The sequence below is a fragment of the Neobacillus sp. DFD-2R genome, from assembly GCF_057747865.1.
In genome coordinates this window covers 3,636,175-3,657,831 of the sequence record NZ_CM173228.1, presented here as the reverse complement: position 1 = coordinate 3,657,831, position 21,657 = coordinate 3,636,175, and the positions used below count along the sequence as shown (strand labels likewise).

Sequence of the window (21,657 nt, the reverse complement as noted above, 5' to 3'; positions counted from 1 at the left end):
TTTTGATATTAATGTTGTAAGCTTTGAAGCTTTTCTACAAGAGAATTTACTGCTCCTCCAATGCCACGTACAGCTTGTTCAAAGCCTTTCTTCCAAACAGGCGCATTCTCTTTAATACTGGCTCCGATTTTCTGCGCATTAGCATTTAATTCCTTGGTTATTTCCTTTGCCTTTTCTTGAATATTTTTCTGAAACTGCCCTTTTTGAGCCAGCTGCGTGTTAATAGAATCTACACTAAAATTCGCGTGCTTCGTGTATGGCAGGGAAGCTTTCATTATTTCTTTAAAAAGCGGGACAACATTGGTTGAACTGCTGCTTGGTAAGTAATGCTGCTGATCGGTTTGATCATAGCCAATCCAAATGGCGCCAACCAAATCCGTTGTATAACCTACCATCCATTGGTCCTTGGTTCCGTTTACTGTAAATGGCAGCTGGGTTGAACCGGTTTTTCCCGCAATCTCAACACCGGGAATGCGCGCTAGCTTTCCCGTTCCCGATTCGACTACATTTAACAGCATGGATGTCATCTCGTTTGTTACCTTTGTGGAAGTAACCTTTGTCGTCACTGGTTTCCGCTCGGCAATAATTTTGCCTGTTGGTCCAACAATTTTTGTAATCAAATGGCTGTCTTCTCGCTTTCCGCCATTTGGAAAAGCAGTATAGGCTTCTGCTAATTGTAACGGGGAAATCCCTTTGCTCATTCCTCCTAAGGCAATCGCCAGGTTCTTATCGGTTTTTTCAACAGGAATCCCAAAGCGCTTTAATGATGCGATTCCAGTATCTAAACCAATTTTGTTCAACAGCCAAACAGCCGGAATATTTAACGATTCTTCCACCGCTTTATACATAGGGACTTTTCCGGAATAGGTTTTAGAGAAGTTTTCCGGTTTGTAATTTCCAAAGGAAACAGGTTGATCAACAAGCTCAGACGAATAATCATAGCCTTTTTCAAGTGCGGGTGTATAGACCGCAAGCGGCTTCATCGTTGAGCCTGGCTGTGCCTGAAGCTGGGTAGCCCGATTAAAGCCGCGGAAAACATGTTCTCCCCGACCGCCAACAAGGGCACGTACCCCACCTGAAGCAGGGTCCATTAAAACCGCTCCACTTTGAACAAGCGTATTACTCATGCCTCTTGGGAAAAGGTAGTTTCGGCTATATACCTTTTCAAGCCCGGTTTGTATGTTTTGATCCATTTCTGTATAAATCTTATAGCCTCTTGTCATAATTTCATCTTGTGTTAATCCATATTTGGAAATAGCTTCATTTAATACTGCATCAACATAATAGGGATATTTCCGATCTACATAGCTGCCTCCGCCATCGTGAAGTCGTATTTTTTCTTTGATTGCTGTATTATATTGAGCGGAAGTAATCATCCCCAGCTCTTTCATCTTAGCTAAAACAACGTTCCTGCGCTTCATCGCTAAATCGTAGTTTTTATAAGGGTCCAGGTAATCGGGAGCATGCAAGAGGCCCGCAAGCATTGCCGCCTCACTTATAGAAACATTATTTATATTCGTATTAAAATATTTCTTCGCGGCATTGCCGATTCCCCATGCACCGCTTCCGAAATAAACTTGATTCAAATACATTTGTAGAATTTCGTTTTTCGTATAAACCTTTTCCATTTTTACGGCAAGGAATAATTCCTCTGCCTTTCGAGTATAAGTTCTTTCGGGAGAGAGCAATGCATTTTTTGCCAGCTGCTGGGTCAGTGTACTTCCTCCCGCGGTGATGTGTCCTGTAAACAAGTTACCGAAGAAAGCACGGGCAATCCCTCTAATATCAAAGCCGCCATGCTCATAAAAACGCTCGTCCTCAATGGCTACTACTGCATTCGGTACATATTTCGGTATTTTCTTTATTTGAATGCCATTCATACGATTGGTCGAGACATTGCTGGCAATTTTTCCTTCTTTATCATAGATTACGGTTGGCTGGCTTAGGCCTTCCTTTAATGACTGAACATTTGCCCTTGCTGCCAGCCAGGCAAAATATAGAATGGTGCCGAGAACAAATACAAGAATAATTAATAAGATAATTTGTGTTAGATGTTTCTTTTTCCAAAATCGGACAAACATTGCCCAAATCGGATTCAACTTTTCCAAAATCGGTTTCAATCTTTCCATTTTCTCTCCTTACTTTCAAAAGGAATTTTATTTCATCCATTATAAATATTCTTCCTGAAAAAGACCAATAATAGCTCTTTTTCATACTAATATCCCCAATAATCACAAAAATTACTAAATTGCAAAAATACCTATGATATTCGTGGACAATCATTTCTAACCTCAAGCATATGTTAATAAAAAACACAAAGAACATATGAAAGGAATGGGATTATGATTAACTGGAAGGTCCGCTTAAAAAATAAGCCTTGGGTTTTTTCGTTTTTATCACAAATTATGATAATCGCTGAAATGGTATTAGCCGGGTTAAATACATTGGGAGTAAGTCATTTTCACCTTACGGGAGCAATCCAGAACTCGATATTAACTTTTGTAAATGCAATTTTTGTTATCCTTTCCCTGCTTGGTATTGTTCAAGATCCAACCACGAAGGGATACGGTGACAGTGATAACGCATTAAATTACAAAGAACCGAAATAGGGGAACTCATATACTTTCATTTTTATTTACGAAATTGTACAAAAGAGATATTATTAGTTTAGTAGAATAAGATTGATAACTACTAGGGGTGCCCGGGAGAGGGCTGAGAGAAAAGCATTTCCGTTTTCGACCCTTTGGACCTGATCTGGATCATACCAGCGTAGGAAAGTAGCGGAAACATAATCATTTCTCGTCACTTACCGCTTAGTCAGGTCCTTATTGGATCTGACTTTTTATTTTATTAAAAGGATAGTCGCAACTGAGGGCTTAATAAAAGGAGGAAATGGAATGAATCAAGAATTCATTAGTACATTGTTAAATAAAGTTAGAGAGGTAAATCCACTTATACATAATATTACGAATGTTGTGGTGACAAATTTTACAGCCAATGGGTTACTTGCACTTGGCGCATCGCCGGTAATGGCTTATGCGGCCGAAGAAGTCGCAGATATGGCAAAAATCGCAGGAGCACTTGTTTTAAACATTGGTACATTAAACTCGACCGTAATTGAATCAATGATCATTGCCGGAAAATCTGCCAACGAGCACGGGGTACCGGTCATTTTTGATCCCGTGGGTGCAGGTGCAACTCTCTTTCGTACTGAAACAGCAAAGAGAATAATGAAGGAAGTAAATATTTCCGTAATAAGAGGGAACGCAGCAGAAATCGCTAATGTCGCAGGATATCAATGGGATATAAAAGGTGTGGATGCAGGGCACACAAGCGGCAACACTGTTGAACTGGCAATCCTGACGGCAAAAAAATTTAAAACCGTGGTTGTGATAACGGGTAAGGACGATGTAATTTCAGATGGACAAACTACTTATGTTGTTCATAATGGTCATCCAATTCTGACAAAGGTTACGGGTACAGGATGCTTATTGACTTCTATTATTGGCGCTTTTGCTGCAGTAGAAAGTGACTTTGTTACAGCATCTACAGCAGCGTTAGTATTCTACGGTGTCACTGCCGAAATCGCGGCCGGCAAAACAGCAAAACAAGGACCGGGAAGTTTCCAAATCGAGCTGCTCAATCAACTTGCGCTAGTTTCGAATAATGAAATAGTACAATACAGTAAGGTGAAAAAAATCGAGCAATTGTAAGGAGTGTTATTAAATGAATATTGGAAAAGCATTAACGATTGCCGGTTCTGATTCAGGGGGAGGAGCGGGAATTCAGGCTGATTTAAAGACATTTCAAGAGTTGGGTGTCTTCGGAATGTCAGCAATCACGGCCATTACCGCACAAAATACTTTGGGTGTACAGGCTGTATATCCAATGGAGCCTGAAGCAGTTACAAGGCAAATGGAATCTATTGGAGAGGATATTGGCCCGGATGCCTTAAAGACAGGGATGCTTTTTAATGCAGAAATCATTCAGGCCGTTTCTGAGAAAATAAAATATTATAATTGGCAGAAAGTAATTGTCGACCCGGTAATGATTGCAAAAGGAGGAGCTTCATTATTGCAAAAGGAAGCCATTTCCGCTTTGAAGCAATTCCTTTTACCTATTTCAATGGTGGTTACCCCCAATATTCCTGAAGCAGAGGTGTTAACCGGCATGTCAATTATAACCATGGATGATAAACAGGATGCTGCTAAAAGACTGCATGATTTAGGTGTAGAAAATGTTGTGATAAAGGGCGGGCATGATGAAGAAACAAATGACGCTCTTGACCTTCTCTACGATGGAAAAGAATTTTATTATTTCAATAGTAAACGGATTTTGACAAAAAACACCCATGGGACAGGCTGTACGTTCTCGGCTGCAATTACTGCTGAAATAGCGAAAGGGTCCACTATTTATGATGCAGTTTCAATAGCAAAAAGCTTCATTCAGGCTGCAATTGAAGATGAATTAGCCATCGGAGCGGGCCACGGACCGACAAATCACTGGGCGTTTAACCGAAAAAGGAGCCGTCATTAAATGGGAAGAATTGATCAGGAAAAATTAAGAGCTGCGTTAAAGGTTTATTTTATTGTCGGAAGCAACAATTGTAGCAAAAATCCCATTCAGGTTGTGGAAGAAGCAATCGAAGGCGGTATATCGATATTCCAGTTTAGGGAAAAAGGAAAAGATGCCTTAACGGGTCATGAGAAATACCAACTGGCAAAAGAACTGCAAACTGTTTGCAAAGCGAAGGGGATTCCGTTCATTGTAAACGATGATATTGAGTTGGCCTTGGAACTGGATGCGGATGGAATTCACATTGGCCAAGAGGATGAGCCTGTAAAAAACATCCGCAAAAAAATCGGTGATAAAATTCTCGGTGTTTCCGCTCACTCTCTTGAAGAGGCTCACATCGCAATCGAAAATGGTGCAGACTATCTTGGTTTAGGGCCTATTTTTCCAACGAAAACAAAGGATGATGCAAAAGAGGTTAGCGGAACGACACTCATTGAGAAGCTAAGAACCAATGGATTGACCATCCCGATTGTTGGAATTGGCGGTATAACGGTTGAGAATGCCCGAACAGTCATGAATGCAGGAGCAGATGGAGTAGCGGTCATTTCTGCAATCAGCCACTCTAGTAAAATTTCGGATACAACCCGTGAATTAAAAGAAAATGTTTTCTGAATGAAACAATCCTGTCCTTATTGGCAGGATTGTTTGTCTTTATAGTCTTATTTTCCGAGTTAATAATTCCCGTTTTTTTAAAAATGGAGTATAATTTTACTATTAAGGGTATTAATTCCATTTTTAACAAGAGAAGGTGTGTATCTTGTTGCGGTTAGACCATTTTGTGATGCATATTGACCATGATCAGGAAAAGATGAAGTTTTTAAAAGAGAAATTTGATGAATACGGAATCCCATTTGAACCTGGAAGGCGAAAAGCGACGGAGGGATTTAAAGTGGAAATCTTTGGGTTGGCGATCAATACTTAGAGCTTCCCTATTTAAAAAAGAAAGATGGCGGCGGAAGGAAAAAAGAGTGGGTTCAAAAGTATAATAATGGAAAACGCGGGATTTTTGGATTATGTTTATTCACCGACTGTCTTGATGAAATGAAACATGGTCTAATTGAAAGTGGAGTGGAGATACAAAGCTCAATTTTGTTCAAGACCCACACCAAGATTTATCTGTTGAATTACGTGCAAAAACAAATCAAAGTCAATATGAAAATACTGAAATTGAAATAGAAAATGTTCGTTTGTTAATAGGGTAATGAGACTCAGAATTTGAGTCTCTCTTTTTTTGATAAACAGATTCTAGAAGAATAGGAAAATTCTTTACATTCCCTTAACAAATTGGTTTACAATTTAAAATAACGGGTTTACTTTTGAGGTGCAAAACTGTAAATCACAGGTGAAATCTTACCATTAATCATAAGCTTTTCACCAATGAAACCGCAGTATAATACACTTAAAGAATGGGTCGAAGTTTTCTCCAATCCTTTCATTAGAATGCAAATATCTTAAGCCGCTTCCTGCTGAAAACAAGGATCATTGAAGTATACAACTTCAGAAAGAATTTTACAGCCCTTCATGTTTTTGAGAGCCTCTCTTGCTTCTTCTTCAGTTTCGAATTCAAACATAGAAATATTTGAATCTAAAAAACGAGTTATAATCCACATGAAAATTCCTCCAAATTTAAGTTATTTCTGTCCAGCAGACAGGACATCTAAAAATTCGCCTAAAAATAACATATGATGTGTTTAAACCTTAAGGATGATTTAGGTTAATGAAGTCCCAATCCAAGCTTTGAAGAATTAATTATTAATTGCTACAGACAATGATAATGCAAAAATGGAAATAAATAAAATGCTAAAAGATTATAATGGTATATAAAAAACTTTTATATGGAAGAATTAGGGAGGTGATAGGGGATTACTATGATTAGGAAATACTGGAGGTCCTCTAAAGTCAGAAGAATCTAACGAAAGCAGCACTGCATTTGACGGAGGGCAATACTCAGAATGATTAGTTTTTTCTAAACAGTATTGACAGTTTTTCAACATAATTATAGAATAGCACTGAAATATATGAATCTATATATTCCGAATATGGTTGAGAGAAGGATCAACTAAACCAGCGTATTATTACACTTCCAATTCCATAGCATAACATCATGCGTTCAAAAGTAGGATTGAAAAATTTCGGAGTAATTATTTATCGAGATATAATTGCTTTTTTTTTGGCACTAATTTGAAATCGCTTTCAAATCGGTTGATTTTAAAATAAATTTCCCGATGAAAAAACACGAGTAGGTGTTATGTGAAGAAACTGAGTGAAGTAATTTAAAAGGAGGAATTATTTTGGCAAAAAAGGTTTTAAAGGACTTCTTAACACCCCAACTGAACGAGTTGCGGGAAAACGGCCTCTACAATGTCATTGACACTGTAGAAGGACCAAACGGCCCTATAGTTACCATCAATGGCAAATCATTAATCAATATGTCATCCAATAACTATCTTGGCCTTGCCAATAATGAAAGAATGAAGCAAAAAGCGTATGAAGCAATCGAAGAGTATGGGTTGGGGGCCGGTGCGGTCCGTACAATCAATGGTACATTGGCAATCCATAATCAATTGGAGAAAACCATTGCCAAGTTCAAGCATACCGAAGCTGCGATTGCCTTCCAATCCGGGTTCAATTGTAACATGGGTGCCATTTCAGCCCTGATGACAAAGAAGGATGCAATTCTCTCCGATGAATTGAACCATGCATCGATTATTGATGGGTGCAGATTGTCAGGAGCGAAAATTATCCGCATCAAGCACCAGGACATGGACGATTTGCGTCGAGTAGCGAAAGAGACAGTTGAAAGCGGTTTATACGAAAAAGTCATGTACATCACAGACGGAGTTTTTTCAATGGACGGTGATGTAGCAAAGCTTCCTGAAATCGTCGAAATTGCTGATGAGTTTGGGTTAATCACGTATGTAGATGATGCTCATGGCTCCGGTGTAATGGGTAACGGTGCTGGTACGGTTAAGCATTTTGGCCTCTCAGACCGAATTGACTTACAGATTGGGACCCTTTCAAAAGCGATTGGTGTCGTAGGCGGATATGTCGCAGGTACAGAGCAGCTGATTGACTGGCTGAAAGTCCGTGCACGTCCTTTCCTGTTTTCAACCTCATTGACTCCGGGAGATGCGGCGGCATGTATCGAAGCTATCAATATCATGACCGAATCGACAGAAAAAGTTGAAAAGCTTTGGGAAAACGGAAGGTATCTAAAAGAAGGATTAAAGAACCTTGGCTTCGATATTGGCCATTCCGAAACACCAATTACCCCATGCATCATCGGAAAAGAAGATCTGACACAATTATTTTCGCGCAGGCTGATGGAAGAAGGCGTTTACGCAAAATCGATTACCTTCCCAACAGTTCCTAGAGGTACAGGCAGGGTAAGGAATATGCCTACTGCAGCGCATACCAAGGAAATGCTGGATGAGGTTCTGGCAGTCTATGAAAAAATAGGCAAAGAATTGTCTATTATCTAATCGTTTAAAATTTTACAAAGAATAACAGAATACTTCCATCAGTTGAAAAATGATAGAAGAAACCTCAGGAGGTCCCGTCATATGAAAAAAATTCTTATTACTGGCAGTCTAGGCCAAATCGGTTCTGAATTGACACACCGTCTCAGGGAAGTGTACGGAACAGAAAACGTTGTTGCAACAGACATCCGCCGTATTGAAGGCAATCCAGTCATCGAAGGAGGTACATTTGAAATCCTTGATGTGATGGATTACGAAGCAATGCTTGGCCTTTGCCAAGAATATAAAGTCGACACCCTTATCCATCTTGCGGCCCTACTGTCGGCAGTGGGAGAAACAAAACCAAAATTCGCATGGGACCTGAATATGGGCGGTCTTATGAACGCACTTGAAGTTTCCCGTGAGCTAAACCTAAAACTCTTTACACCGAGCTCCATCGCTGCTTTCGGACCGGAAACACCGGCAGAAATGACACCTCAGGATACGGTTCAAAGGCCAACCACTATGTATGGTGTTACTAAGGTTGCCGGAGAATTACTTTGCGACTACTATTTCACTAAATTCGGTGTAGACGCACGCGGAGTAAGGTTCCCTGGTCTGATTTCGTACAAGACTCTTCCAGGTGGGGGAACAACCGACTATGCAGTAGATATTTACTATGAAGCTCTTAAAAACAAGAAATATACATCTTTCATTGGCAAAGGAACCTATATGGACATGATGTATATGCCAGATGCAATCGAAGCAATCATTCAATTGATGGAGGCTGACCCTTCACGATTGAAGCACCGCAATGCATTTAACATCACTGCGATGAGCTTTGATCCGGAACAAATTGCTGCATCGATTAGGAAATTCATTCCTGAATTTGAAATCTCATACCATGTTGACTCTGTACGACAAGGTATTGCAAACTCATGGCCAAATAGCATTGATGCCTCTGCCGCACGTGAAGAATGGGATTTCAATCCAAAATACGACCTGGATCGTATGACAAAAGATATGCTGGAAAATTTATCAGAGAAATTAGGCATTCCTTTTAGAGAGCTTGCATTAGCCTTTTAATTTCTGAAAACCGGGTAAAGGGAATAAGCTTCCGTCTACCAAACTATTATAATCTATCTATTTAAAAAAGACAATTGTATTTTTCGGGTGGACTACTTCGTGGGAATTATGTTATTGTAGGTTGTCCTTGCACTAACATAAGTATGTGCAAAGGATGTATATGTATCTTGCTTTAAATTTGACAATAAGCAGTGCAAAGGAGGAAATAAAATGGCAAACAAGGAATTGAGTAGGGGCTTAAGTTCACGCCATATTCAGATGATTGCTTTGGGCGGAACGATTGGTGTAGGTCTATTTATGGGATCTTCCAGCACGATAGGCTGGACGGGTCCATCCGTAATGCTCGCTTATGCAATTACAGGGGTTTTTCTATATTTGATTATGCGCGCCATGGGTGAAATGCTTTATTTGGAACCAAGTACAGGTTCATTCGCAACATTTGGCTATAAGTATATCCATCCAATAGCGGGATATATGACTGCCTGGAGCAACTGGTTCCAGTGGGTAGTTGTCGGCATGGCGGAAGTTATCGCGATCGGCACATATATGCATTATTGGTATCCGGATCTTCCTGCATGGATTCCAGGCCTTATCGCAATGGTTATCCTTGGGACAGCAAACTTTATTTCTGTTAAATCATTTGGTGAATTCGAATTTTGGTTTGCTTTGATAAAAGTAGTTACAATTGTATTGATGATTGTTGCAGGTTTCGGCCTTATTTTCTTCGGCATTGGCAACGGAGGAGAAGCGATCGGCCTATCAAACCTCTGGAAAAATGGCGGCTTCTTTACTGGAGGAGTGAAAGGATTCCTCTTTGCCCTATCACTCGTTGTTGGTGCTTATCAAGGTGTGGAGCTTATCGGAATTACGGCTGGTGAAGCGAAAGATCCTCAGAAAACAATAAGGAACGCGATTCAAAGTACAATTTGGCGTATCCTCGTTTTCTATATTGGCGCAATTTTTGTTATTGTCACAGTTTATCCTTGGGATCAATTGACTTCTCTCGGAAGCCCGTTCGTAGCAACTTTTGCAAAAATCGGTATTACAGCTGCAGCCGGAATCATTAACTTTGTTGTTATCACTGCAGCGATGTCTGGCTGCAACAGCGGTATCTACAGCGCAGGGCGCATGCTTTATACTCTTGGAGTCAATGGACAGGCTCCCAAAGCGTTTGCGAAGGTTTCGAGTAACGGGGTGCCTCTATTCGGTACAATTGGCGTACTATTCGGCCTTGGCGTTGGAGTAGTTTTAAGTTATATTGCACCGGAAAAACTGTTTGTGTACGTCTATGCTTCAAGTGTTCTTCCTGGGATGGTTCCTTGGTTTGTCATCTTGATCAGCCAAACCAAGTTCAGGAAAGTCCATGCTGCAAAAATGGCCAGCCATCCATTCAAAATGCCTTTTGCACCGGTTACTAATTACCTGACAATTGGCTATCTGGTAGCGGTGCTTATCGGTATGTGGTTCAATGACGACACTCGTGTATCACTGATTGCGGGTATTGTGTTCCTGGCTATTGTGGCAATCAGCTATTATGCTTTCGGAATAAACAAGCGTGTAACTAAGGAGCTTCAAGCAGAGGATCTAACCGAAAGGAAAGCGCTCTAAACTCCTGATCTGTGTGGGAGAAACGAAAGGTATAAGGAAACTATTAATATAAGAAACAATTAATAGGGACAGTTTTCATCAGTTGTCCCTATTTTTATTTCCTAATGCATAAGTGCAACTACGCCTCTGTCTTTGCCCTAAGGGGCTCGCCAATCGGCGAGTTTTTTTAAAAGGCTGCATGCTAAGAATGAAACGTAACAACTATGCAGAGAATCTTAATTATAGAACTCAGGTGAAAACAATGAAGTATCGATCAGCATTTGAAATCATTGGTCCGATTATGATTGGGCCATCCAGTTCACATACAGCCGGTGCAGTCCGGATTGGCCGCGTTGCCCGAACCCTGTTCGAGAGCCAGCCAAAAAAAGCTGTCCTCTCGCTTTACGGCTCATTTGCAAAAACTTATAAAGGACATGGAACAGACTTGGCTCTTGTTGCGGGCTTATTGGATTTTGATACGTTCGACGAGCGGATACCCGACGCATTGGAAATAGCGGAACAATTGGGTATGGAGGTTATCTTTCATGAGGAGGAAGCCGTTACAGAACATCCAAACACAGTAAAGATTAATCTTTTTGATGAAGAAAAAGAATTGGAGATTATCGGTATCTCCATTGGCGGAGGAGCCATTGAAATAACTGAAATCAATTCGTTCAAACTAAAATTATCGGGTGACCCCGCCATACTGGTTATTCATAATGACCGTTTTGGAGTAATCAGCTCTGTATCAACCATTCTTTCGCAAAATGAAATAAACATCAGCCATATGGAAGTGTCCAGGAAAGATAAAGGCGACATGGCAATTATGGTCATTGAGGCCGATGAAAAGATAGATGACCGGGTGATAGGCGAGCTGCAAAAGCTTGATAACGTTTTAAGTGTAATTCGTATGGCTGAATAATAGGTGTTTTCGGGAACGAACATAAAATTAATAGAAAACAGCAGGGGGAAATGCTATGTTTCGTAATGTAGCTGAACTTGTTTCGCTGGCGGAACAACATCAGGTTAAAATTGCCGAAATCATGATTCGGCAGGAAATGGAAGTTACTGGCCTTTTCCGTGAAGAAGTGATGGCCAAAATGGATCAAAACCTGACGGTAATGGAACGGGCTATCGAACGGGGCTTAAATGGAGTAAAATCACGCACAGGACTCACTGGCGGGGATGCAGTATTGCTGCAAAACTATATTCAGAGCGGAAAGTCCCTTTCGGGCACATTGCTGTTGGATGCGGTGAGCAAAGCGGTTGCCACGAATGAAGTCAATGCCGCAATGGGCATCATTTGTGCCACGCCAACTGCCGGTTCAGCTGGAGTTGTCCCGGGTACATTATTTGCGGTAAAGGAAAAACTCAATCCAACTAGGCAGGAAATGATTGAATTTTTATTTACGGCAGCGGCGTATGGATTTGTCGTTGCAAACAATGCATCCATTTCAGGGGCTGCAGGGGGTTGCCAGGCAGAGGTAGGTTCGGCTTCAGGTATGGCAGCAGCCGCAATCGTCGAAATGGCTGGCGGTACGCCTAAGCAATCAGCAGAAGCAATGGCCATCACCTTGAAAAATATGCTGGGTCTTGTTTGCGACCCGGTTGCCGGCCTGGTTGAGGTACCTTGCGTGAAACGGAATGCAATGGGTGCATCGAATGCTTTGACAGCAGCCGATATGGCCCTTGCAGGGATAACCAGCAGGATTCCATGTGACGAAGTCATTGGAGCCATGTATGCCATCGGACAGACAATGCCGGCTCCTTTAAGGGAAACAGCTGAAGGCGGACTTGCGGCTACCCCGACCGGACGGAGGCTTGCAGCGGAAATTTTTGGTCAGCCTAAGCAAAGATTGATTGATTATTTAGTATAACTACTTCAAAAAGCTGCCGGTCATTCCAGGCAGCTTAATTTATTGGTGTGCGGCGAAAGACCAAACAATTTGACCGATCCCAGTTCAATTAGAAGAATTATTTCCCTTCTTTTTATTAAGATAGGCACCAATGGATTCAAGGATGAAAAAAAGGAGAAATAGAAATAAAATAATGTATTCTGATGGTTCCATAACTTGGAAAGGATTTACTGCTTTCCGAATGATACTGTGTAGGCTTAATCCGCTAATTCCCATTATAAGGTCAAGACCAATGATCAGGGAAAATAGAATAGAAGCTAATAAAATCGTTATTAAAAATATTTTCAATCGCGTCACCCTCGAATCAACATTATCTATAGTGTTCTATTCTTAAAAATCTTTATTCATATTCCTTTTTACCAGTTTGTTTTGATTTTTTAAGTAATGTTGACGTATACAATTCATAAACTTGGTTGAATTTGGATAAGTTTTAATCCCTTGGGTATTCTAACCATTATTGGGTGAAATTTAAATTCTTTTCGAAGTGAGGCGGAAATTGTGTCGATTTTGTCTAATATATTGAAAAAGAAACAAAAACAAAAAAAAGGACAGAACGATAATGTTAGGCAGCAGCAAGATCCGCAAAAACCCGAGGATTTGCCAATACTTAGGGATTATAAAGATAATATCTCTCGAATAAAAGAAGAATTCGGAAACAGTACTGATATATCTTTTCGTGAAATCTCATTTTGCCAGTTTAACGGAACGATTGTTTATGTTGATGGATTAGCTGATAATCATATGATTTCCGATTTTTTTCTGGAAACGATTACGGAAAATGATCGAAATCATCAAATAGACTCCTTCCAATTGATGGCTGAGTTAGCAACCGGTTTAGGGAATGTTGAGCCTATTCATAATTGGAATCAGGTATATGATGGGTTGCTCTCAGGAAATACGGTTATTTTTTTAGATGGATATAATAAAGCACTTGGGGTAGAAACAAAGGGGTGGGAAAAGCGGGCGATTACCGAACCATCCACCCAATTAGCAATACGCGGTCCAAAGGACTCGTTTACGGAAACCCTCCGTACAAATACGGCATTAATACGGCGGCGCATAAAAAGCCCCAATCTTTGGCTTGAATCGATGAAAATCGGTACTGTGTCACAAACCGATATTGCCATCATGTATATCAAAGGAATCGCCAATGATAAAATCGTAACGGAAATCAAAGAGCGATTAAACCGAATTGAAATTGATTCCATACTTGGTTCCGGATATATTGAGCAATTGATTGAAGACCAAACATGGACAACATTTCCCACTACCTATCATTCAGAACGGCCTGATATCGTAACTTCTCATTTATTGGAGGGGAGAATTGCCATTATCGTGGATGGGACACCGTTTGTATTAACAGCACCGGCTCTTTTTATCCAGTTTTTCCAGGCCCCGGATGATTACTATTCCCGTTTTGATATTTCAACGGGAATTCGCTTATTAAGGATTCTATCGTTTTTTATCGCTTTGATTGGTCCAGCTGTATATATCGCGGCTACGACTTTCCATCAGGAGATGATTCCGACAACGATGGCGATAGCGATTGCGGCACAACGTGAAAATGTTCCGTTTCCTGCTTTTATCGAGGCGTTAATTATGGAGGTTACATTTGAAATTTTAAGGGAGGCCGGGTTAAGACTTCCGCGGGCAGTGGGCCAGGCCGTTTCCATCGTCGGGGCACTCGTAATCGGGCAGGCTGCGGTCCAGGCCGGTTTTGTCTCACCCGTAATGGTTATCGTTGTTTCAATCACGGCGATTGCGAATTTTTCAACGCCCGTTTTTGCCATGGCCATTGCGGCGAGATTGCTTCGCTTTGTGCTGATGGGATTGTCTACGATTTTAGGCTTTTATGGAGTTATGTTAGGCCTTATGTTTATGACTATCCATTTATGTTCCTTACGTTCATTTGGGATTCCATACATGATGCCTTTAGCTCCATTTAATATTAAAAGCCAACAAGATATTTTTGTTCGCTTTCCAATATGGTCGATGAAAAATCGGCCCATGTTTATAAGTAAAGGAAATTTAGCAAGAACAGGGGATAATCAAAAGCCGGGTCCGCCTGACCAAACGGATGATCAGCAAACAAAAGGTGAAAAGTGATGAAAAAATGTTTAGTAACGCTTTTACTCATTTTACTAACCTTACCTATCTTAAGCTCCTGCTGGAATCAAAAGGAATTAACTGACTTGGCATTTGTTACAGCAATGGGAATTGATAAAGGCAAAAACAAGAAGTTTGATGTTTCGTTTCAAATTGTTATCCCTGGAAATGTTTCATCGGCACAAGGTGTGGGAGGCCAGGGACTGCCGATTGGAGTCTATAAAAGCTCCGGTGATACATTGACGGAGGCTGCCAGAAATGCAACAAAAAATGTTTCACGCCGCTTATATTATGCGCATACCAATTTGCTGGTTATAAATGAAAAAGTTGCAAAAAGTAGTGATATGTTGAATATCTTTGATGCCTTAGAGCGGGATCCGGAATTTAGAACGACTACCGTGATTGTAATTAGTAGGAAGTCTTCTGCAGAGGATATTGTAACGGCCCTCACTATCTTAGATAAAATACCGGTTAATAAGATTACTAAAGAGCTCAAAACAACAGAAAGCATGCTCGGAGAAAATATGGTGGTAAATATAGATGATTTTCTAAACGGAGTATTAAGTAAAGGGAAACAACCGGCGATAAGCGGATATAGCCTTTCAGGTAAAAAATCGGAAGCAAGGAAATCAGATAATCTACAAAAAACAACGACTGATGCAGTTCTTGAAGCAAGCGGCATTGCCATTTTCAATGGCGGAAAATTAAAAGGCTGGATTGATAATAAGAAGGCACGTGGAGTTGTTTGGATTTTGGATAAGGTGAAGAGCACCAATATAAGCATAATGTGGAATAAGAAAAAAAATGCTCTCAGCTTCGTTACCATTAGAACGAAAACCAATGTCTCAGCCAGCACGAAAAATGGAAAACCAAGTATTCAGGTAGCCATCGAAGACGAAGGCTGGATTGATGAAGCAAATACAGCAATCGATTTGACTGACCCAAGCGTAATCGGAAAAATAGATAAACTCGTCGAAAAAGAAATTAAGAAGGAAATTCTTGCAACAGTAAATTCAGCCAAAAGATTTAAGAGTGATATTTTTGGATTTGGTGAAAAGGTTCATCGTGCGGATCCAAAGCTTTGGAAGAAGATTAAAGGGAATTGGAATGAACAATTTGCGGACCTTGAAGTAAACGTTAAGGTAAACTCCTATATTCGCAGGGAAGGAGTACGGACTAAGCCGTTTTGGTCTGATATTAATAAATAACCCTCGTTGAAGGTGGAAGTGTAGTGTATGGAAAAAGCAAAAATAAATCCATCCCAGTTGTTTGTCTTAGTAGTCCTGTTTGAAATGGGCAGTGCCATACTGGTAGGGCTCGGAGCAGGAGCGAAACAGGACGCTTGGATAGCAATTTTATTGGGGATGACGGCAGGAGTATGTATCTTCCTCGTTTACTACCGACTGTTTAAATATTATCCGGATATCCCCTTAACCGGTTATTTGCAAAAAATAACCGGGAAATGGGTCGGAAGTTTTATCGGGATATTATATATCATCTATTTTATTTACTGTGCATCCAGAGTATTGCGTGATTTTGGTGAACTATTAACAACGACTATCTACTCCAGTACGCCGATTTTTATTATCGATACCCTGATGATTCTGACAATTATTTATGGTGTTCATAAAGGCTTTGAAGTAATTGCAAGAATGGGAGAGCTTTATTTCGGGATTGTCTATTTTATGGCAATATTAGGAATGCTCTTAATCGTTTTTTCAGGTTTAATCCATTTTGAAAATCTTCAGCCGGTACTGGAAAATGGATGGAAACCAGTGATGAAAACGTTTCTTACCGAAACGTTTACTTTTCCATTTGGAGAAATGATAGTCTTTACGATGCTGTTCCCGTATGTTAACGATCCTAAAAAAGTAAAACTCGTTTGTGTTGGAGGGATAATATTAAGTGGCATTAATATCAGTATTACAGCCGTGGTAAATATTACAGCATTAGGGGTTGATCTTTTTGTCCGATCTAATTTTCCGCTTTTAAGCACCATAGGCAAAATTCAATTGGCCGATTTTATTGAACGTCTTGATGTCTTTTTTATGCTTTATTTAGTGATTGGCGGATTTTTTAAAGTTTCGCTCTTCTATTATGCTGCGCTAGCCGGTTCTGCTGATATCTTCAAGTTAAAAAACCAGAGAACGCTCGGTTTTCCTATTGGTCTGCTCATTTTAATTTCATCGATGACAATTGCTTCAAACTATGCTGAACACATTAAAGAAGGGCTGGAAATTGTTACAATTTATTTGCATTGGCCTTTTCAAATCATCCTCCCATGCTTTTTACTGATTATTGCTTTTTTTCGTAATAGAAAAAAACAAACAAGCTCGTCATGAGACGAGTTTTCTTTATGAAAAAGCATCGAAAGTATTTGAATAATCTAATAATTAATCATATAATCATTACATACTAACCAGTCAGTATTTGTGGCTGTAAAAAGGAGTGGAGAATGAATGAAAGCAATTCAATTTACTGAATATGGAAAACCTGAAGTGTTACAATTTGTAGACGTCCAAATACCCCCCATTAAGCCAGGGGGTGTATTGGTGAAAGTGAAGACTGCCGGTGTAAATTTTGCAGATACGGCTCGCAGATATGGTCAGTATCTGACGAAAACTTCTCTTCCCTATATTCCGGGTGCTGAAGTAGCCGGCATAATTTCTGGAAGCGCGTAAGACGACTGGGAAATTGGTACTTATTCCGTAAAAATATCATGAGTTATGATAAGGGGAGAGTGATTTTTTTGATTAAAAACGAGACAAACATGAATTCATCCAAAAATATAAGCTATCGTACTTGCCCATTGTGCGAGGCAACCTGTGGTTTAGAAATTCATACACAAGAGCGGGAAGTTGTTAACATAAAAGGGGATAAACTTGATCCGTTTAGCAAGGGCTATTTGTGTCCGAAAGGATATAGTTTAAAAGAACTGCATTCAGAACCTGACCGAATTCGAAAACCGATGATTCGACGTGGAGCTGAATGGCAGGAAGTATCATGGGATGAAGCCTTCGCTGCGGTTAGGAAAGGACTAATGCCGATTATCGAAGAGTTTGGCAGGAATGCGGTAGGGGTTTATTTAGGAAACCCCAGCGTCCATAATTTAGGCGGGATGTTATATGGACCTATTTTTTTGCGGGCGTTAGGAAGTAAAAGCATCTTCTCTGCCAGTACATTGGATCAGATTCCAAAACAGCTCTCCTCCGAAATTATGTTTGGAAGCGAGGCAAATCTTCCAATCCCGGATATTGATCATACCGATTATTTTCTAATGATTGGTGCCAATCCTTTGGCCTCTAATGGCAGTCTAATGACGGGGCCAAATATGAGAGGACGGATAAAAGCTCTTCAAGATCGCGGAGGGAAGCTTGTTATTATTGATCCCGTTCGTACCGTTACAGCGCATCTTGCGGATGAACATCATTTTATTCGACCTGGAACAGATGCTTTGTTTCTTTTTGGACTCATCCATACTCTTTTTGAGGAACATTTGGTGCACCTTGGAAAGTTGAACGGAATGATTAATGGTGTTGAAGAAATGAAAACCCTTTCCCGCGATTTTGCACCTGAAGTTGTAACCTCAAAATGTGGAATTACTGCAGGAGAAATCCGGCGATTGGCACGAGAATTAGCCGAGACCCCTAGGGCGATTGTATATGGGCGGATGGGCACTTGTACACAGCCATTTGGTACGATGAATAGTTGGTTAGTGGATGTATTAAATGTCTTAACCGGCAATTTGGATTGTCAAGGCGGTGTCATGTTTCCAAATCCTGCGACTAGACGGGCACTTTTTAGAAAAACCCGTAACATAAAATATAACCGCTTTCAAAGCAGAGTAAGAGAATTACCGGAGGTATTAGGGGAATTACCGGCAGCCTGTCTGGCAGAAGAAATACAAACCCCGGGTCGTGGACAAATAAAGGCCTTTATAACAATAGCAGGAAATCCGGCATTATCTGTACCCAATAGCAACCGTCTTCAAGAAGCTCTAGAAAAAGTGGATTTTATGGTCAGCATCGATTGTTATCAAAATGAAACAACACGCCACGCCCATGTCATACTTCCTGTTCCCTCACCATTAGAAAGATCACACTATGATATTACTTTTTATAGTCTTGCTATTCGAAATATTGCTCATTATTCTCCTCCGGTTTTTAGTTTGCCGCCTGAGCAAATGGATGAATCGGATATTTTCCTTCATTTATCTGCAGCTGTCAGTGATAAAATAACCGAAGGAAAACCCGGGAGGGAATTGGACGAATTAGCGATAGCAGAACTTATAAAACATGAGATTAAGAACCCTGATTCTCCTATCTATGAACAAGATGTCAAAGTGGTTTTGGCAATGTTAAATGATCGAAAAGGCCCGGAGCGTTTCCTTGATTTTTACCTTCGGGTGGGACCGTATGGTGATCATTTCGGACTTAATCCTAAAGGATTAAGTCTTTCTGTCCTCGAGTCTAATCCACATGGAATAGATCTGGGGGCTCTTCAACCAAGAATTCAGGACATTCTGCAAACTCCCTCGGGAAAAATCGAATTGGCTTCCCCTTTATTAGTAAAAGACGTTGTTCGTCTACGTCAAACGTTGAAATCGAACACTGAAACATTCCTTTTAGTCGGGAGAAGAGACCTGCGAAGTAATAATTCCTGGCTTCACAATCTTCCTGTATTGGTTAAGGGTGAAAACCGCTGTACCCTATGGATCCATCCAATCGATGCTGAAAGACTTGGACTGTTAAATAGTGATAAAGCAATGGTACAATCCCGCACGGGTAAGATTGAAGTATCCGTACAGGTCACGGATGATATCATGCCCGGTACGGTTAGTCTGCCGCATGGATGGGGCCACAGCCTTCCAGGTACTCGTCTCCAGGTAGCAAACGAGCATTCCGGTGTAAATGTCAATCTTTTAACAGATGAACAAGTGATAGATGCTTTATCAGGCAATGCGGTACTTAATGGGGTGCCGGTAGAGATTAAAAAGGTAATATAAAATAAAGTAAAAAACCTGCATTTTTGAAAATAAATGCAGGTTTTTCTTTATACAGCATATTTTGAATGAACATTAGCACCGGAACGGCCTTGTTGTACAGGCAATTCAATCTGAACAGATGTTCCTTGATTTATTTCACTGTCAAATTGGATTGTTCCGTTATGGGATTCGACAATTTTAAAACTGACCGTTAAACCTAAGCCGGTACCTTTTTCTTTTGAAGAGTAAAAAGGTTCGCCGATTCTGGTTAATCGTTCTTTGGAAATTCCACAGCCATTGTCCTTAACGGTAATCGAAATACGATCATTTTCTAATGGATCAAGAGTAATCCAAATGGACCCGGCGCTTTTGGCCGCTTCAATGGCATTTTTAATTACATTAATAAATAATTGTTTCAACTGATTCGGTTCACATTCAATCAAAATTTCCTTATTCGGAGAAAAGAATTCAATTTGAACATTATAAAGGCTTGCTTCCGTGCTTAACAATGAGATGACATCGAACAATAATTTTTGTATATCCGCTTTTGTATATTTCAAATGTTGTGGTTTAGCTAAAAGTAATAGTTCGCCAACAATGTGATTAATTCGATTTAATTCATCTAACATGATTTGATAATAATATTGGTGCTTTTCATCTTCTACTTGCAATATCTGTACAAATCCCTTTAATGAGGTAAGGGGATTTCGTATTTCATGAGCTACACTAGCTGAAAGTTCTCCGACGACAGAGAGTTTTTCAGTCCTTCTTAGACGCTCCTCCGTTTGCCTTAATGTTGTTATATCTCTTCCATAGCCAATAATTCCGGCAATTTGTTCATCAACAACAATTGGGAGGGATGTACAATGAATAGTAATGTAACTTCCATTTGCGTGCATTAAATCGATTTCATAAATGCACGATTTTTTATCAGTAAGAACCGTTGAAATTAATTTTAGAACTTCTTTTTTTTGGTCTTCCGGAACAAATCCGGCAATGTTTTTACCAATAAACTCATCCGGATTATACCCTGTAGTCAATTTAAATTGCGGGTTCAAATTGGTTATTACACCATTTAAATCGAGCATATAGACGATATCCGGATTGAATTCAAATAATGACTTGTATTGCTGCTGGCTTTCCGCTAGTTGCCTTGCCATATTTTTTCTGTAAGTAATATCCCTGCCAATAATGACTAAACCTTGACGGCTGCCATCATCATGAAAAAGAGGCACTTTAATAGTATCAAAAATCTTGGTTGATCCATCGGGCACGGGAAGAATTTCTTCACAGTGTGTGACCTTACCATTTTTCCATGTTTCTTCATCTGAAATTTCGCAGTAGCGAAGCGCATCAGCATAAAAATCGGTATACTCCGCTAATTCCGAGTCTTTTTTTCCTCTGAAATCAACGCCTTCAAGCTGAAATAATTGTAACCCGAACTCATTGGCTTCAATCCATCTGCCTTCACCATCTTTGAAGTTAACAAAATCAACCATAGAATTGATTAAAGTTGAAAGCCGTTTTTCATCTTTTTGAGAAGCGTGTAATTCTTCCGTTTTGTTAATGGAAAAATATATGACTCCACCGGTAACTAACACATAGAATATCTCCTTCGATCGCTCAACAATGTAAACAAGTGATGAAGGGATAAACTGCTCAATCAAAAAATTTGTTCCATATATCCAAAAAATACTAGCTATAAAGTACAGGAATACTAGCTTTTTTTTCTTCATAAGTTATCTCCTGTTCTTTTAAGAAATTTATCTTTCCATAATAATTAGAGTGAAAAAACATTTCAATACATATAGTACAAGATTTTGCCTCCTTTTGGAATAATGCTTTACTGGAAATCTTAAATTCCTATGAATTTAAGAAAGAATTAAGTTTAATATGATAGAAAATAGGAGTAAATGCCTTTCGTGTCATCGCGTGATGAATTTTT

19 protein-coding genes and 1 riboswitch are annotated in these 21,657 nt (G+C 40.0%); of the genes, 15 read left to right on the top strand and 4 right to left on the bottom strand.

Annotation, left to right across the window (positions count from 1 at the left end):
• Positions 1 to 8 precede the first annotated feature (8 nt).
• Positions 9 to 2,129 (bottom strand): transglycosylase domain-containing protein, encoded by a 2,121-nt coding sequence (locus AC3ANV_RS18290; RefSeq protein WP_488310113.1) that lies wholly within the window; start codon positions 2,127 to 2,129, stop codon positions 9 to 11.
• 213 nt (positions 2,130 to 2,342) lie between these two features.
• Between AC3ANV_RS18290 and AC3ANV_RS18285 the strand changes: the two genes are divergently transcribed.
• The 5 genes from AC3ANV_RS18285 (at position 2,343) to AC3ANV_RS18265 (ending at position 5,497) form a co-directional block, all read left to right on the top strand.
• On the top strand, positions 2,343 to 2,609 hold the full coding sequence (locus tag AC3ANV_RS18285) for a phage holin (RefSeq protein WP_488310112.1): 267 nt from the start codon (positions 2,343 to 2,345) through the stop codon (positions 2,607 to 2,609).
• A gap of 74 nt (positions 2,610 to 2,683) precedes the next feature.
• Positions 2,684 to 2,793, top strand: a riboswitch (TPP riboswitch).
• Positions 2,794 to 2,897: 104 nt separating this feature from the next.
• Positions 2,898 to 3,713: a hydroxyethylthiazole kinase gene (thiM, locus tag AC3ANV_RS18280; protein ID WP_488310111.1), complete on the top strand. Its 816-nt coding sequence runs from the start codon at positions 2,898 to 2,900 to the stop codon at positions 3,711 to 3,713.
• Between the two features lie 13 nt (positions 3,714 to 3,726).
• Positions 3,727 to 4,536 (top strand): bifunctional hydroxymethylpyrimidine kinase/phosphomethylpyrimidine kinase, encoded by an 810-nt coding sequence (gene thiD / locus AC3ANV_RS18275; RefSeq protein WP_488310110.1) that lies wholly within the window; start codon positions 3,727 to 3,729, stop codon positions 4,534 to 4,536.
• Positions 4,537 to 5,187 carry a thiamine phosphate synthase gene (thiE, locus tag AC3ANV_RS18270; RefSeq protein WP_488310109.1) on the top strand — a complete coding sequence of 217 codons (651 nt, stop codon included), beginning with the start codon at positions 4,537 to 4,539 and terminating at the stop codon, positions 5,185 to 5,187. It begins immediately after the preceding gene.
• A 148-nt stretch (positions 5,188 to 5,335) separates the two neighbouring features.
• The gene (locus tag AC3ANV_RS18265; protein WP_488310108.1) at positions 5,336 to 5,497 is read left to right on the top strand and encodes a hypothetical protein; all 162 of its coding nucleotides are present in this window, start codon (positions 5,336 to 5,338) and stop codon (positions 5,495 to 5,497) included.
• Between the two features lie 529 nt (positions 5,498 to 6,026).
• Here AC3ANV_RS18265 and AC3ANV_RS18260 read toward each other — a convergent pair.
• Entirely contained in the window at positions 6,027 to 6,185 is a 159-nt protein-coding gene (locus tag AC3ANV_RS18260) for a hypothetical protein (RefSeq protein ID WP_488310107.1), read from the bottom strand.
• Between the two features lie 681 nt (positions 6,186 to 6,866).
• On the opposite strand from AC3ANV_RS18260, the gene AC3ANV_RS18255 reads away from it, so the two are divergent.
• The 5 genes from AC3ANV_RS18255 to sdaAA all read left to right on the top strand — a co-directional run bounded on the left by AC3ANV_RS18255 (position 6,867) and on the right by sdaAA (position 12,583).
• Positions 6,867 to 8,057: a glycine C-acetyltransferase gene (locus tag AC3ANV_RS18255; protein WP_488310106.1), complete on the top strand. Its 1,191-nt coding sequence runs from the start codon at positions 6,867 to 6,869 to the stop codon at positions 8,055 to 8,057.
• Between the two features lie 81 nt (positions 8,058 to 8,138).
• On the top strand, positions 8,139 to 9,119 hold the full coding sequence (locus AC3ANV_RS18250) for an L-threonine 3-dehydrogenase (RefSeq protein WP_488310105.1): 981 nt from the start codon (positions 8,139 to 8,141) through the stop codon (positions 9,117 to 9,119).
• 210 nt (positions 9,120 to 9,329) lie between these two features.
• Positions 9,330 to 10,727: an amino acid permease gene (locus AC3ANV_RS18245; protein ID WP_488310104.1), complete on the top strand. Its 1,398-nt coding sequence runs from the start codon at positions 9,330 to 9,332 to the stop codon at positions 10,725 to 10,727.
• 241 nt (positions 10,728 to 10,968) lie between these two features.
• On the top strand, positions 10,969 to 11,628 hold the full coding sequence (gene sdaAB / locus AC3ANV_RS18240; protein WP_488310103.1) for an L-serine ammonia-lyase, iron-sulfur-dependent subunit beta: 660 nt from the start codon (positions 10,969 to 10,971) through the stop codon (positions 11,626 to 11,628).
• Between the two features lie 55 nt (positions 11,629 to 11,683).
• Entirely contained in the window at positions 11,684 to 12,583 is a 900-nt protein-coding gene (gene sdaAA / locus AC3ANV_RS18235; protein WP_488310102.1) for an L-serine ammonia-lyase, iron-sulfur-dependent, subunit alpha, read from the top strand.
• A gap of 84 nt (positions 12,584 to 12,667) precedes the next feature.
• Here sdaAA and AC3ANV_RS18230 read toward each other — a convergent pair whose 3' ends face one another.
• Positions 12,668 to 12,910, bottom strand: a complete 243-nt coding sequence (locus AC3ANV_RS18230; RefSeq protein WP_488310101.1) for a YczF family membrane protein — start codon at positions 12,908 to 12,910, stop codon at positions 12,668 to 12,670.
• Positions 12,911 to 13,120: 210 nt separating this feature from the next.
• On the opposite strand from AC3ANV_RS18230, the gene AC3ANV_RS18225 reads away from it, so the two are divergent.
• The 5 genes from AC3ANV_RS18225 (at position 13,121) to AC3ANV_RS18205 (ending at position 19,733) form a co-directional block, all read left to right on the top strand.
• On the top strand, positions 13,121 to 14,728 hold the full coding sequence (locus tag AC3ANV_RS18225; RefSeq protein ID WP_488310100.1) for a spore germination protein: 1,608 nt from the start codon (positions 13,121 to 13,123) through the stop codon (positions 14,726 to 14,728).
• The gene (locus tag AC3ANV_RS18220) at positions 14,728 to 15,936 is read left to right on the top strand and encodes a Ger(x)C family spore germination protein (protein WP_488310099.1); all 1,209 of its coding nucleotides are present in this window, start codon (positions 14,728 to 14,730) and stop codon (positions 15,934 to 15,936) included. Before AC3ANV_RS18225 ends, AC3ANV_RS18220 begins: the two co-directional genes overlap by 1 nt.
• A 27-nt stretch (positions 15,937 to 15,963) precedes the next feature.
• On the top strand, positions 15,964 to 17,070 hold the full coding sequence (locus tag AC3ANV_RS18215; protein ID WP_488310098.1) for a GerAB/ArcD/ProY family transporter: 1,107 nt from the start codon (positions 15,964 to 15,966) through the stop codon (positions 17,068 to 17,070).
• Between the two features lie 117 nt (positions 17,071 to 17,187).
• The gene (locus tag AC3ANV_RS18210; protein ID WP_488310097.1) at positions 17,188 to 17,409 is read left to right on the top strand and encodes an alcohol dehydrogenase catalytic domain-containing protein; all 222 of its coding nucleotides are present in this window, start codon (positions 17,188 to 17,190) and stop codon (positions 17,407 to 17,409) included.
• Between the two features lie 68 nt (positions 17,410 to 17,477).
• Positions 17,478 to 19,733 carry a molybdopterin oxidoreductase family protein gene (locus AC3ANV_RS18205; protein WP_488310096.1) on the top strand — a complete coding sequence of 752 codons (2,256 nt, stop codon included), beginning with the start codon at positions 17,478 to 17,480 and terminating at the stop codon, positions 19,731 to 19,733.
• A 47-nt stretch (positions 19,734 to 19,780) separates the two neighbouring features.
• Here AC3ANV_RS18205 and AC3ANV_RS18200 read toward each other — a convergent pair whose 3' ends face one another.
• Positions 19,781 to 21,448: a PAS domain-containing sensor histidine kinase gene (locus AC3ANV_RS18200; RefSeq protein ID WP_488310095.1), complete on the bottom strand. Its 1,668-nt coding sequence runs from the start codon at positions 21,446 to 21,448 to the stop codon at positions 19,781 to 19,783.
• Positions 21,449 to 21,657 lie beyond the last annotated feature (209 nt).